Annotated in this window: 12 protein-coding genes; 9 read left to right on the top strand and 3 right to left on the bottom strand. The window is 63.2% G+C overall.

Translation table 11 applies throughout. From position 1 onward, the window contains the following. Nucleotides 1-27 precede the first annotated feature (27 nt). The 3 genes from R8871_RS12410 (at nt 28) to lnt (ending at nt 3,629) form a co-directional block, all read left to right on the top strand. A complete protein-coding gene (locus tag R8871_RS12410; RefSeq protein WP_175050758.1) occupies nt 28-741 on the top strand; it encodes a gamma-glutamylcyclotransferase in 714 nt (237 codons plus the stop codon). Nucleotides 742-973: 232 nt separating this feature from the next. Then, entirely contained in the window at nt 974-1,870 is an 897-nt protein-coding gene (locus R8871_RS12405) for an HlyC/CorC family transporter (protein ID WP_175050757.1), read from the top strand. A gap of 49 nt (nt 1,871-1,919) precedes the next feature. Continuing rightward, nucleotides 1,920-3,629 carry an apolipoprotein N-acyltransferase gene (gene lnt / locus R8871_RS12400; protein ID WP_175050756.1) on the top strand — a complete coding sequence of 570 codons (1,710 nt, stop codon included), beginning with the start codon at nt 1,920-1,922 and terminating at the stop codon, nt 3,627-3,629. A 125-nt stretch (nt 3,630-3,754) separates the two neighbouring features. Here the strand turns inward: lnt and loiP are convergent, their stop codons facing one another. Together loiP and R8871_RS12390 are read right to left on the bottom strand one after the other, a co-directional pair. Continuing rightward, nucleotides 3,755-4,513 carry a metalloprotease LoiP gene (gene loiP, locus R8871_RS12395; RefSeq protein WP_175050755.1) on the bottom strand — a complete coding sequence of 253 codons (759 nt, stop codon included), beginning with the start codon at nt 4,511-4,513 and terminating at the stop codon, nt 3,755-3,757. A gap of 294 nt (nt 4,514-4,807) precedes the next feature. Continuing rightward, nucleotides 4,808-5,422, bottom strand: coding sequence for a glutathione S-transferase C-terminal domain-containing protein (locus R8871_RS12390; protein ID WP_175050754.1), 615 nt, complete (start codon nt 5,420-5,422; stop codon nt 4,808-4,810). Between the two features lie 233 nt (nt 5,423-5,655). Between R8871_RS12390 and R8871_RS12385 the strand changes: the two genes are divergently transcribed. The 6 genes from R8871_RS12385 to ruvC all read left to right on the top strand — a co-directional run bounded on the left by R8871_RS12385 (nt 5,656) and on the right by ruvC (nt 12,241). Continuing rightward, entirely contained in the window at nt 5,656-7,062 is a 1,407-nt protein-coding gene (locus tag R8871_RS12385; RefSeq protein ID WP_175050753.1) for an aminopeptidase P N-terminal domain-containing protein, read from the top strand. Nucleotides 7,063-7,105: 43 nt separating this feature from the next. Next, nucleotides 7,106-8,347 (top strand): UbiH/UbiF/VisC/COQ6 family ubiquinone biosynthesis hydroxylase, encoded by a 1,242-nt coding sequence (locus R8871_RS12380; protein WP_175050752.1) that lies wholly within the window; start codon nt 7,106-7,108, stop codon nt 8,345-8,347. A 254-nt stretch (nt 8,348-8,601) separates the two neighbouring features. Further along, nucleotides 8,602-9,669 carry a tRNA dihydrouridine synthase DusB gene (dusB, locus tag R8871_RS12375; RefSeq protein WP_175050751.1) on the top strand — a complete coding sequence of 356 codons (1,068 nt, stop codon included), beginning with the start codon at nt 8,602-8,604 and terminating at the stop codon, nt 9,667-9,669. Next, the gene (locus R8871_RS12370; protein WP_007180440.1) at nt 9,666-9,899 is read left to right on the top strand and encodes a Fis family transcriptional regulator; all 234 of its coding nucleotides are present in this window, start codon (nt 9,666-9,668) and stop codon (nt 9,897-9,899) included. The genes dusB and R8871_RS12370 overlap by 4 nt, the downstream gene beginning before the upstream one ends. A 55-nt stretch (nt 9,900-9,954) precedes the next feature. Beyond that, a complete protein-coding gene (gene purH / locus R8871_RS12365; protein WP_175050750.1) occupies nt 9,955-11,520 on the top strand; it encodes a bifunctional phosphoribosylaminoimidazolecarboxamide formyltransferase/IMP cyclohydrolase in 1,566 nt (521 codons plus the stop codon). Nucleotides 11,521-11,698: 178 nt separating this feature from the next. Then, nucleotides 11,699-12,241, top strand: coding sequence for a crossover junction endodeoxyribonuclease RuvC (gene ruvC, locus R8871_RS12360; protein ID WP_097390381.1), 543 nt, complete (start codon nt 11,699-11,701; stop codon nt 12,239-12,241). A gap of 4 nt (nt 12,242-12,245) precedes the next feature. Here the strand turns inward: ruvC and R8871_RS12355 are convergent, their stop codons facing one another. Continuing rightward, nucleotides 12,246-12,878, bottom strand: a complete 633-nt coding sequence (locus tag R8871_RS12355; protein ID WP_175050749.1) for a LysE family translocator — start codon at nt 12,876-12,878, stop codon at nt 12,246-12,248. Nucleotides 12,879-12,910 lie beyond the last annotated feature (32 nt).

Genomic DNA, 12,910 nt, shown 5'->3' with positions numbered 1-12,910 from the left:
TCTTTACCCTCTCCGTCAGAAACTACCGTGAGCACGTCCTCCCCTGAAACCGATACGCGAAGCACGCCCTGCCCGGACTACCCGCCCGCGCTCGGCGAGCCGCGGCTGCTGACTGAGGAGGAGTTGCGCGCATCGCTCGAATGCACGTTGCGCGACTGGGACCGCAAGAGCGATCTGTGGCTGTTCGGTTATGGTTCGCTGATCTGGAATCCCGGTCTGCCTTCCGTCGAAGCGGCCCGCTCGAAAGTGCATGGTTATCACCGCGGACTGTATCTGTGGTCGCGCGTGAATCGCGGCACGCCCGAACAGCCGGGTCTCGTGCTCGCGCTCGATCGCGGCGGCTCGTGCTCCGGCATCGCCTTCCGCCTCGCCGCCGAGGGCGCGATGCCGCATCTGGAAGCACTGTGGCGCCGCGAAATGCCGATGGGTTCGTACCGCCCGACGTGGCTGCCGTGCGTGCTCGCTGACGGCCGGCGCGTCGACGCGCTCGCGTTCGTGATGCGGCGCGACGTGCCGACCTACACCGGCAAACTGCGCGACGAGGTCGTCAAAACCGTGTTCGGCTGCGCGAGCGGCCGCTACGGCACCACGCTCGACTACGTCAGCCGCACCGTCCACGCGCTGCGCGAAAGCGGCATGCCCGACCGTGCGCTCGAAGCACTGCTCGAGCGTTGCCGCGAAGAAAGGCGCGAGGCCGGTCATGACGCTGACCGGCAAACGGGCCAGGGCTCGGCGCAATAAGCGCAGACGCAGCCGCGCGCAGGTCGGCGCACCGCTCGATCCTTACTTTTTTGCTCGAAAACGCTTTTCCTCGCGTAATCAGTTAGGATTGACCCATGCCCACCGCACGCGGCCGGGCGGGTTCATCACTGCTTCACTCATCGCCCAGCCCGGCGGGACACGGTCCTGCCATGTGCCTGGTGTATCCTTAATGCTCTGCAACAGCGCGCCCAGTCTCGCCGGGCGCACTACCATGAACGACACGTATCCCAGTCGACACCGAACTAGCGACAAACCACAGGAAAAACGCTCACTTCTTGAGCGTCTGACCGACTTCATCTCGCCCGAGCCCGACTCGCGGGCCGAACTTCTGGAAATTCTGCAGGACGCGCACGAGCGCAACCTGATCGACGCCGACTCGCTGTCGATGATCGAGGGCGTATTCCAGGTGTCCGAACTCAGCGCCCGCGACATCATGGTGCCGCGCGCTCAAATGGACGCGATCAACATCGCGGACAATCCCGCCGAATTCATCCCCTACGTGCTGGAAAAAGCGCACTCGCGCTATCCGGTATTCGAAGGCAATCGCGACAACATCATTGGTGTGCTGCTCGCGAAAGACCTGCTGCGCTACTACGCGGAAGACGAATTCGACGTGCGCGGCATGCTGCGCCCCGCCGTCTTCATCCCGGAGTCCAAGCGCCTGAACGTGCTGCTGCATGATTTCCGCGTGAATCGCAATCACCTCGCGGTGGTGGTCGACGAATACGGCGGCGTGGCCGGCCTGATCACGATCGAAGACGTGCTGGAACAGATCGTCGGCGATATCGAAGACGAATACGATTTCGACGAGGAAAGCGGCAACATCATCGCCTCGCCGGACGGCCGCTTCCGCGTGCGCGCACTCACGGAGATCGAGCAGTTCAACGAAGCCTTCGGCACGCATTTCCCGGACGACGAAGTCGATACGATCGGCGGTCTCGTCACGCATCATTTCGGACGGGTGCCGCATCGCGGCGAAAAAGTCCGTCTCGACGATCTGATCTTCGAGATTCTGCGCGGCGACGCCCGCCAGATTCACATGCTGCTGGTGCGCCGCGACCCGCTCGCGGGCCAGCGCGAGCGCGAAGCACAGCACGTGCAGACCTGATCCGCTCCTTTTCTTCGCCTCTTCAACTCCTCACGCCGACCGCGCAACAATGGCCGACCCGATTACATCCCGTTCGCGCCGCGGCGTGAGTGCCCCTGTCGCCCCTGCCACCCAGGAGGCGCGCGGCCGTGCACTACCCCGCTGGCATTACCTCGTTGCGCTGGCCGCCGGCGCGGCCAATACGCTTTCGTTCGCGCCAACGCCCCACGGCGGCTGGCTCGAACTCGTGATCTTCGCGTTCTTTTTCGCATGGCTCACGCGAACGACCGGCTGGAAAAGCGCCGCGCTGACGGGCGGCGCATTCGGCTTCGGCAATTACGTCACCGGCGTGTGGTGGCTTTACGTCAGCATGCACGACTACGGTGGCATGGCCGCCCCCCTCGCGGGCGCGGCAGTCGTGCTGTTCACCTTGTACCTGGCGGTGTATCCGGCGCTGGCTGCCGGCGTCTGGTCGTTCTGCGCGGGGCATGCGCGCAACGGCGCATCCGATACCGACAAACCGTTCTCGCCGACCTGGCACGGCGCGCTGGCGTTTGCGAGCGCGTGGGCGATCGGTGAATGGTTGCGCGGCACGGTGTTCACCGGTTTTCCGTGGCTCTCGAGTGGTTATGCGCAGGTAGACGGCCCGTTCGCCGGGTTTGCGCCCGTGGCGGGCGTGTACGGCGTCGGCTGGATGCTGGCGCTGGTCGCGGCTTTGATCGTGCAGGCGCTGATGCCGCTGGTGCCTGCGCGCGGGCAGCTCGATACCGCCAATGGCGGCAATGAGGCCAAACGCGGCATCGCACGCGTTGCTGTGCCCGGGGGAATCGCGGTTGCGCTGATCGCGGCCGGCCTGCTGCTGCCGCTCGCGCAATGGACTCTGCCCGCCAACGCGCCGCTGACGGTGCGCCTCCTGCAGGGCAACGTCAAACAGGAAATGAAGTTCGAAGAATCCGGCATGCGCGCCGCGATCGACCAGTATCAGCAGATGATCACGTCGAAGCCCGCCGACCTGATCGTCACGCCGGAAACCGCCATTCCGGTGCTCGCGCAGCAATTGCCGCCGCAGTTCGCCTCGGCGGTGCGCAACTTTTCAGACACGACGGGCACCGCGATCGTGTTCGGCGCGATCGGCGGCACGATCACGCCGGAAGGCCAGGTAGTCGACTACACGAACAGCCTGTTCGGCGTCACGCCGGGCACGCGCGATATATATCGCTACGACAAACACCATCTCGTGCCATTCGGCGAATTCGTGCCGTGGGGCTTTCGCTGGTTCGTGAATCTGATGCGCATTCCGCTCGGCGATTTCGCGCGCGGCGCGCCGGTGCAGAAGCCGTTTATCGTGCATAACCAGCCGGTGTCCGTCGACATCTGCTACGAGGATATTTTTGGCGAGGAGATCGCGCGGAACATCCGCGAGAGCGACACGCCCGCGGGCGTACTGGTCAACTCGACCAATCTCGCCTGGTTCGGCGACACGATCGCACTGGATCAGCATCTGCAGATTGCACGCATGCGTTCGCTTGAAACCGGCCGGCCGATGCTGCGCGCCACCAACACCGGCATGACCGCCGCGATCGACGCCAACGGCAAGGTGATCGGGCGCCTGACGCCGTTCACGATCGGCTCGCTCGACGTGACGGTGCAAGGCACCTCGGGCAGCACGCCCTATGTGACGAGTGGCAATAACACGGTGCTGGCGGTTTCGTTATTGCTGCTGGCGTTCGGGTTTGCATTCGGACCGGGGATTACGCGGCGGCAAAACGGTAAGAAATAACTCGCGATAAACGGCGTGACTGCGCGCATGCCGTTTATACGTGAAAGCGCAGCGGTAAATCTCTCCCCAATAGAAAAGCGCGCGCTCCGGAACCCCGTGAGCGCGCGCTTATAGTAAATCAGGCTTTACTGATTCGATGCGATCCGCTGTTGAATATGTTGTGCACGCGCCGGTGAAGCCGGATGCGAACTCAACATGCTCGACTTGCCGCCATCCAGTTGGGCAAGCTTGTTGAACGCCGTCACCAATCCCGACGGATCGAGATTCTTCTTTTTCTGCAAGTCGAATGAATAATCGTCGGCGGCGCTTTCCTGGGTTTGCGAGAATTGCGCATTAATCAGCTTCTCGGAGAAATCGCCGAGTTGTGAACCGGACAACGCCCCCGCCACACCACCCGCCGACGATGCCACCGAACGCGCCGCTGAAGTCGCGTACGCAACCTGCATCGCCTTCTTCGTATGACCTAGGGCAACGTGGCCCATCTCGTGGCCGACCACACCGCGCACTTCGTTGTCGTTCATCATGTCCATCAGGCCGCTGTAGACGCGCACGCAACCGTTGGCCATCGCCCATGCATTGACGTCCTTGGTCATGTAGACCTTGTAGTTCACCGGCACGCCGTTGATGTTGTTGCCCAGCTGCGCGGCAATCTTGTTCAGGCGTTTCTGATACTTGCTGTTCGCGGCGGCAATCTGATTTTCGCTATCCAGCTGCGCGCACGACTTGTCGGTCAGCGCACGCACGTCAGCATCGCTGAGTGTGGCGGCCTGAGCGGCCTGCTGGCCGGACTGGATCAGGGCAGTCGGATTAACGTTGCTGACGTTCGAGCACGCAGCAAACAGCGCACAGGCAGAAGCGGCAATGACAAAGCGGTACGATTTCATGGTGGAAGTCTCTTTTGCGGACGTTATTAATATCGACGGTGCGTTTTAATGCACCGCCCATTCGCAATGGCCGCATATCACGGGAGAAAAACTCCACGTATGTCGATTGCATAAACCATTACGCCACGCGACAGACAAAAAAAATGCGCCTGACGGGTAGGCGCACTTTTACCACAAACGTAAGCTTAAATTTATGCTTATGAAAGCATCAATGACATCATTTTGCAATTTAGCGAAATTGCGGGCGGTGCGATTCCAGACAACCGCACCGCTGAGCGGCAACGCGTACTTCGCTCAATCCGCCGGCACCGTATCAATGAACGACTGACGCAGCGACAGTTTCTGGAAATGTTTATCCAGATTCGGATACCCTTCGCGCCAGTTCAATTGAGGCATGCGGAAATCGAGGTAGCCCAGCGCGCAACCCACTGCGATGTCCGCGAGCGTGTAGTGATTTCCCGTGCACCACGGCTTGGTGCCCAGGCCTTGCGACATGGCAATCAGGCCTTCGTCGATCTTGCGTTGCTGCCGCGCGACCCACGCGTCCACGCGCTGTTCGGGCGCGCGCTGGGTGCTTTCAAGGCGAATCAGCACAGCGGCGTCCAGCATGCCGTCGGCGAGCGCCTCCCAGCAGCGCACTTCGACGCGCTCGCGCCCAGACGGCGGAATCAGCTTGCCGACCGGCGACAGCGTATCCACGTATTCGCAGATCACCCGCGAGTCGAACACCGCTTCGCCGTCTTCCATCACGAGGCACGGCACCTTGCCGATCGGATTGAAGGTGTGAATCGTGGTATCCGGCGCCCAGACGTTCTCGGGCACGAGTTCGTAGTCGATCTTCTTGTCGGCCAGAACGATCCGCGCTTTGCGCACGAACGGGCTGGCGAGCGAACCGATGAGTTTCATCATTACCATCTGCCTTTTCTTGAATTCGGCGAAAGTATAAGTGGTCAGCGGCATTCCCGAGCACAGCGCAGTCGCTTCGCAAGCCGCATGGATGCTCGCTGTGGATGGATTGCAACATTGCCGCGATGCCAGCATGCCGTCTACCCGGCCAAACGGCTAACGTGACTGGGGCGACCACCTCTCCCCGCCAGTATCCGCGCAAAATAAGTCTCCGAATTGGGCGCTACAATCTCACGATGAACCAGCCGACCGAACCCACCATCGCCATCGACGTCTACCGCACGCGCCGCGAGCGCGTCCTCGCCGCGCTGCGCGCGACGGGTGGGGGCGTCGCCATCGTCCCCACTGCGCCGGAAAAGCTGCGCAACCGGGATGCCGACTACCCCTACCGGCACGATAGCTACTTCTACTATCTGACGGGCTTCACGGAACCCGAGGCGTGGCTGGTGCTCGACGCCAGCGCCGCGCCTGGCGAACCGGCCTCGATCCTGTTCTGTCGCGAGAAGAATGTCGAGCGCGAGACGTGGGAAGGCTTCCGTTTCGGGCCGGAGGGCGCACGCGAGGCATTCGGCTTCGACGCCGCGTTCCCTGTCGATGAAATCGACGCGCAGCTGCCACGCATTCTCGCCGACAAGCCATCGCTGCATTACGCGCTCGGCACGTCGGCGGAACTGGACGAACAGGTGCGCGGCTGGCTCGACGCAGTGCGCTCGCTGGGCCGCAGCGGCGTCGCCGCGCCCACGGCCGCGCATGATCTGGTCCCGTTGCTCGACGACATGCGGCTCATCAAGGATCCCCACGAACTCGCCATCATGCGTCGCGCCGGGCAGATTTCCGCCCAGGCGCATCGCCGCGCAATGGCCGCCTGCCACCCCGGCGTGCGCGAATACGAACTCGAAGCCGAGCTGCTCTACACCTTCCGCAAATTCGGCGCGCAGGCGCCGGCTTACACGTCGATCGTCGCCGCGGGCGCCAATGCCTGCGTGCTGCACTACCCGGCCGGCAACGCGATCGCCCAGGACGGCGACCTGATCCTGATCGACGCCGCGTGCGAACTTGACGGCTACGCATCCGACATCACCCGCACCTTCCCGGCGAGCGGCCGCTTCACGCCGGCGCAGCGCGAGTTGTACGACATCGTGCTGGCCGCGCAGCAGGCTGCGGTCGACGCCACCCGTGTCGGCGCGACCTTCGACGACCCGCACCAGGCCGCCGTGCGCGTGCTGTCGCAAGGCCTGCTCGACACCGGCATCATCGACCGCGCGAAGTTCGCCTCGGTCGACCAGGTGATCGCCGAGCGCGCCTATGCGCCGTTCTATATGCACCGCACCGGCCACTGGATCGGCATGGACGTGCACGACGTCGGCGACTACCGCGAACGCGGCGCGCCGCGCGACGAAGCGGGCGCGCTACCGTGGCGCACGCTGCAGGTGGGGATGACGCTGACCATCGAGCCCGGTCTGTACATCCGTCCGACCGAAGGCGTGCCCGAGCGCTACTGGAACATCGGCATCCGCATTGAAGACGACGCGATCGTCACGGCGGCGGGTTGCGAGCTGATCACACGCGACGTCCCGGTGGCCGCCGATGAGATCGAGGCGCTGATGCAGGAAGCCCGCGCAGCCCAGGCAGCAAAGCAGTAACCGAGGCAGTAAGCCAGGCAGTAACCCAAGGAAGCAACCCGCAATGAACGACGTTTCCCAGTCGACGGTGATTCTGAAACCCGCCGCGTCCGACCATGGCTTCGATTTCGACGTGACGATCGTCGGCGCCGGGCCGGTGGGGCTGGCGCTTGCCGGCTGGCTGGCGCGCCGCAGCGCGACGCAGGCGCTGAAGATCGCGCTGATCGACGCGCGCGAGCCGGAAGATTCGATTGCCGATCCGCGCGCGATCGCCGTCTCGCACGGCAGCCGGATGATTCTCGAGCCGCTGCGCTGGCCCGCCGACGCCACCGCGATCCAGCGCATCCACGTATCGCAGCGCGGCCATTTCGGCCGCACGCTGATCGACCACAGCGAGCACGGCTTGCCGGCGCTCGGCTACGTGCTGCGTTATGGCTCGATCGTGCATGGTCTCGCCGAAGCCGTGCACGCGAGCTCAGTGCACTGGTTCCGCTCGACGTCCGCCACGGCGCCGACTCAGGACCTCGACGGCGTCGCGCTGCCGATCGAAACCGCCGGTGTCACACGCAATTTGCGCACGCGAATTCTGGTGAGTGCCGAAGGCGGCCTGTTCGGCGACCAGAAACAGAAAGCCGCCGGGAGCGCCGGCAGCAGCGCAGGCGGTGGTACGCGCGATTACGGGCAGACTGCGCTGGTCGGCACGGTCACCGTGTCGGCACCGCAACCGCATGTGGCGTGGGAGCGCTTCACGTCGCAAGGGCCGATCGCGCTGCTGCCGATGGGCGGCGTGCGCGGCGCGAATTACGCGCTGGTCTGGTGCTGCGCCCCCGACGAAGCCGCGCGACGCGCACAACTCTCCGACGACGAATTCCTGCTTGAACTCGGCACTGCATTCGGCGACCGCATGGGCCGCTTTACGCAAATCAAGGGACGCGCGTCGTTCCCGCTGGGACTGAACGCGGTCGATACGCTGGTCAACGGCCATGTCGTCGCAATCGGCAATGCGGCGCAGACGCTGCATCCGGTGGCAGGTCAGGGTCTGAACCTGGGCTTGCGCGACGCGCACGCGCTCGCCGACGCCTTGTCGGCGGAAGGTCCCACCCCGCTGGCTCTCGCGACGTTCGCGCAACGCCGCGCGCTCGACCGTCGTCTGACGATCGGCGCAACCGACACGTTAGCGCGCCTTTTCACCGTCGACTTCCCGCCGCTCGCCGCCTTGCGCGGCCTCGCTCTCACCGCGCTCGAATTCGTGCCGCCGGTGAAAACCGCGCTTGCGCGGCAAATGATGTTCGGCCAACGCCGCTGAACGCAACGCCCGTTCGCGCCCAACGGTCTCAGTAGTGCAGCCTTTTTAGGCGTCGTACCAAGCACATAAGCGGCGCCGCGCGAACGGGTCCGGTTCTATGAACCGGACCACTTTCATAGAAGATTTAATGAGTTACGACAGACTCAAGTCGGGTGTCGACTATCCGTTAACGCTAAAATGGCGGTTTTCCTTCGCATTTCGCGCAAGCTTCGATTGACAGAAACTTAACAATCGGACACAAGCGCGTCCAAGTCATGCCCACTCTCGGCTCCCACAATCTGCGTAACAACCTGTTCGTCGCCCCCATGGCCGGCGTAACCGACCGGCCGTTCCGCCAGCTGTGCAAACGGCTGGGCGCAGGCTATGCGGTCTCGGAAATGGTCGCCTCGAACGCGCAGTTGTGGAAAAGCGAAAAAACCATGCGCCGTGCCAACCACACGGGCGAGGTCGAGCCGATCGCCGTGCAGATCGCCGGCGCCGATCCGGCCATGATGGCCGAAGCCGCGCGCTACAACGTGGCGAACGGCGCGCAGATCATCGACATCAACATGGGCTGCCCGGCCAAGAAGGTGTGCAACGTGGCCGCGGGTTCCGCCTTGCTGCAGAACGAACCGCTCGTGCAGCGAATCGTCGAGGCGGTGGTGGGCGCCGTGGGCGTGGGCCCGGATGCCGTGCCCGTCACGCTGAAGATCCGCACCGGCTGGGATCGTGACAACAAAAACGCTTTGACGGTCGCACGTCTGGCCGAAGCCGCCGGCATTTCCATGCTGACCGTGCACGGCCGCACGCGCGCCGACCTGTATCACGGCGACGCCGAATACGAAACCATCGCTGCCGTCAAAGCAGCGGTGCGCATTCCGGTGGTCGCCAATGGCGACATCACATCGCCGCAAAAAGCCCGTGAAGTGCTCGCCGCCACCGGCGCCGACGCCATCATGATCGGCCGCGCCGCCCAGGGGCGTCCGTGGCTGTTCCGCGAGATCGAGTATTTCCTGCAAACGGGTGAGTTGCTGCCGCCGCCGCGCATCGACGAAATCCAGCAGGTGATGAACGAGCATCTCGAAGATCACTACGCGTTCTACGGCGAATTTACGGGCGTGCGCACTGCGCGCAAGCATATCGGCTGGTACACTCGCGGCCTTTCTGGCGCCAACGTGTTCCGGCACCGCATGAATACGCTGGACACCACGCGCGAACAACTCCTCGCCGTCAACGAGTTCTTCGACGCCCAAAAGGCGATTTCCGACCGCCTCGTCTACGTCGACGAGACGCTCAGCAAGAACGACGGCGAGCCGGACCATACCGACCGACTAGCAGCATGAGCAAGAACAATATCGAACAATCTGTCCGCGACAGCCTGGGAATGTATTTCCAGGATCTCGACGGCTCCAATCCGCATGACGTCTACGACATGGTTATTTCATGCGTGGAAAAACCCTTGCTCGAAGTGGTGCTCGAGCAGGCCGGCGGCAACCAGTCGCTGGCCGCCGAGTATCTCGGCATCAACCGCAATACGCTGCGCAAGAAACTGCAACAGCACGGTTTGTTGTAGTTCGTTGTAGTTTCAGGCGCCCTGCCACGTTTCCCTTCGGCTTTTCGTCTTCATCATGATCAAGCAAGCGCTCATCTCTGTTTCCGACAAGTCCGGCATCGTCGACTTCGCCAAGTCGCTGTCTGACCTCGGCGTCAAGATCCTGTCGACCGGCGGCACCGCGAAACTGCTCGCGGACGCGGGCCTCTCCGTCACCGAAGTCGCCGACTACACGGGCTTCCCGGAAATGCTGGACGGGCGCGTGAAAACGCTGCATCCGAAGGTCCACGGCGGCATTCTCGCGCGCCGCGACCTGCCGGAACACATGGCAGCGCTTGAGAAACACGACATCCCGACGATCGACCTGCTGGTCGTGAATCTGTACCCGTTCGTGCAGACCGTGTCGAAAGAAGAGTGCTCGCTGGAAGACGCCATCGAGAACATCGACATTGGCGGCCCGACCATGCTGCGCTCCGCCGCGAAGAATCATCGCGACGTGACGGTCGTGGTCGATCCGGCGGATTACGCGGTCGTGCTCGACGAAATGCGCGCGAATAGCAACGCAGTCTCGTACAAGACCAATTTCCGTCTGTCCACCAAGGTCTTCGCACACACCGCGCAGTACGACGGCGCGATCACGAACTACCTGACGAGCCTGACCGACGAATTGCAACACTCGTCGCGCAATACTTACCCGGCTACGTTTAACCTGGCGTTCGACAAGGTCCAGGATCTGCGCTACGGCGAAAACCCGCATCAGAGCGCTGCGTTCTATCGCGATCTGTCGGTGCCGGCCGGTGCACTGGCGAATTACAACCAGTTGCAAGGCAAGGAACTGTCGTACAACAACATCGCCGATTCCGACGCAGCGTGGGAATGCGTGAAGACGTTCGACGTGCCGGCCTGCGTGATCGTCAAGCACGCGAATCCGTGCGGCGTGGCTGTCGGCGCGGACGCGAACGAAGCGTATGCAAAGGCGTTCCAGACCGATCCGACCTCGGCGTTCGGCGGCATCATCGCGTTCAACCGTGAAGTCGACGAAACGGCGGCGCAAGCCGTGGCCAAGCAGTTCGTCGAAGTGCTGATCGCACCGTCGTTCAGCGCGGCGGCTCGTCAGGTGTTCGCGGCCAAGCAGAACGTGCGTCTGCTGGAAATCGCCTTGGGCGAAGGCCATAACGCGTTCGATCTGAAGCGCGTCGGCGGCGGCCTGCTGGTGCAATCGCTCGATTCGAAGAACGTGCAGCCGCACGAATTGCGCGTGGTCACGAAGCGTCACCCGACACCGAAGGAAATGGACGACCTGCTGTTCGCGTGGCGTGTCGCGAAGTACGTGAAGTCGAACGCGATCGTGTTCTGCAGCAACGGCATGACGCTCGGCGTCGGCGCGGGCCAGATGAGCCGCGTGGACTCGGCGCGTATCGCGAGCATCAAGGCGCAAAACGCTGGTTTGACGTTGACGGGTTCGGCCGTGGCGTCGGATGCTTTCTTCCCGTTCCGTGATGGGTTGGACGTGGTGGTCGCAGCAGGCGCGACCTGCGTGATTCAACCGGGCGGCTCGATGCGTGATGACGAAGTGATCGGTGCAGCAGACGAGCACAACATCGCGATGGTGTTGACCGGCGTGCGTCACTTCCGGCATTGAATTCGGCTTCGCAGACACCGCGTGGCTCTTTGTGATGCGGTAGTCGCTAACGTAGTTTGAGCGAAACGGCCCGGTGGAGTTTTCCGCCGGGCCGTTTTGTTTCGGGGCACCGACCGCCACACGGCGCGTTCGTTGTAGTATCGCAAGCACCTGCTTTTCACCGCATACGCGGCACCTCATGAGAATTCTCGGCATCGACCCCGGCTTGCGCGTGACCGGCTTTGGCGTAATCGATCAAACCGGACACACGCTCAGCTACGTCGCAAGCGGCGTGATCAAAACCGCCGACGCCGATCTGCCCTCGCGCCTCGGCACCATTTTCGAAGGCATTTCGACCCTGATCCGTCAGCATTCGCCGGATCAATCGGCGATTGAAAAGGTGTTCGTCAACGTCAACCCGCAATCCACCCTGCTGCTTGGTCAGGCGCGCGGCGCGGCGATCTGCGGACTGGTGGCGGGCGGCGTGCCGGTTGCCGAATATACGGCCTTGCAGTTGAAGCAGGCTGTGGTCGGTTATGGCCGCGCGACCAAGGAGCAGATGCAGCAGATGGTGGTGCGGCTGCTCAACCTCTCCGGCGTGCCCGGCACCGATGCTGCCGACGCCCTTGGCATGGCGATTTGCCACGCACATGGGGGCTCGACGCTTAGCACGCTCGGCGGCATTGCGCCGTCGCTCGCGAAGAAAGGCCTGCGGGTGCGGCGCGGACGGTTGGTGGGCTAGGCCCTCAGTTCCGGCTCGCCAGCGCCAACCGGCAAGCTAGTCCGGCAAACACCGTCCCCAACAGATACTGCGGCACGCGCGACGGCCTGCGCCCCGCACTGAGCTTGCGGCTCAGTTTGCTCGCCATCAGAATCACAGCGCCGTTCACACAGAAGCCGATCAGATTCAGCACGGTCGCGAGCACCATGATCTGCAGCGCCACCGAGCCCGCTTCGGGCCGCACGAACTGCGGAAACAGCGCGAGCACGAACAGCGCGACTTTGGGATTCAGCAAATTGGTGAAGAGACCCTGCCGGAAGATGCGGCCGATCGGATAACGACTCATCGAAGAATTCGGCGACAGCACGGTGCCTTGCGTGCGGAACGTTTTCCACGCGAGATAGAGCAGGTAGGCGGCGCCAGCGAAACGCACGACGTCGTAAGCCATCGGCACGGCCAGAAACAGCTGCGACAGACCAAATGCGGCGGCCAGTGCATGACAGTAAGTGCCGACCAGAATGCCCGCTAACGAGGCGAAACCAGCCGGACGCCCCTGGCTCACGCTGCGCGAAGCGATCAGCAGCATGTCGGGGCCGGGCGTGGCGGTCAACGCGAGACAGGCGCCGGCAAACAGCGCGAGAGTGGTGAGGCTCAGCATGGAAGCTCCTTCTGGTTGTGCCGGGCGAGAAC

This window comes from Paraburkholderia sediminicola, assembly GCF_902859805.1.
In the GTDB taxonomy this organism is placed as follows: Bacteria; Pseudomonadota; Gammaproteobacteria; order Burkholderiales; family Burkholderiaceae; genus Paraburkholderia; species Paraburkholderia sediminicola.
This window is presented reverse-complemented; position numbering and strand designations above follow the sequence as displayed.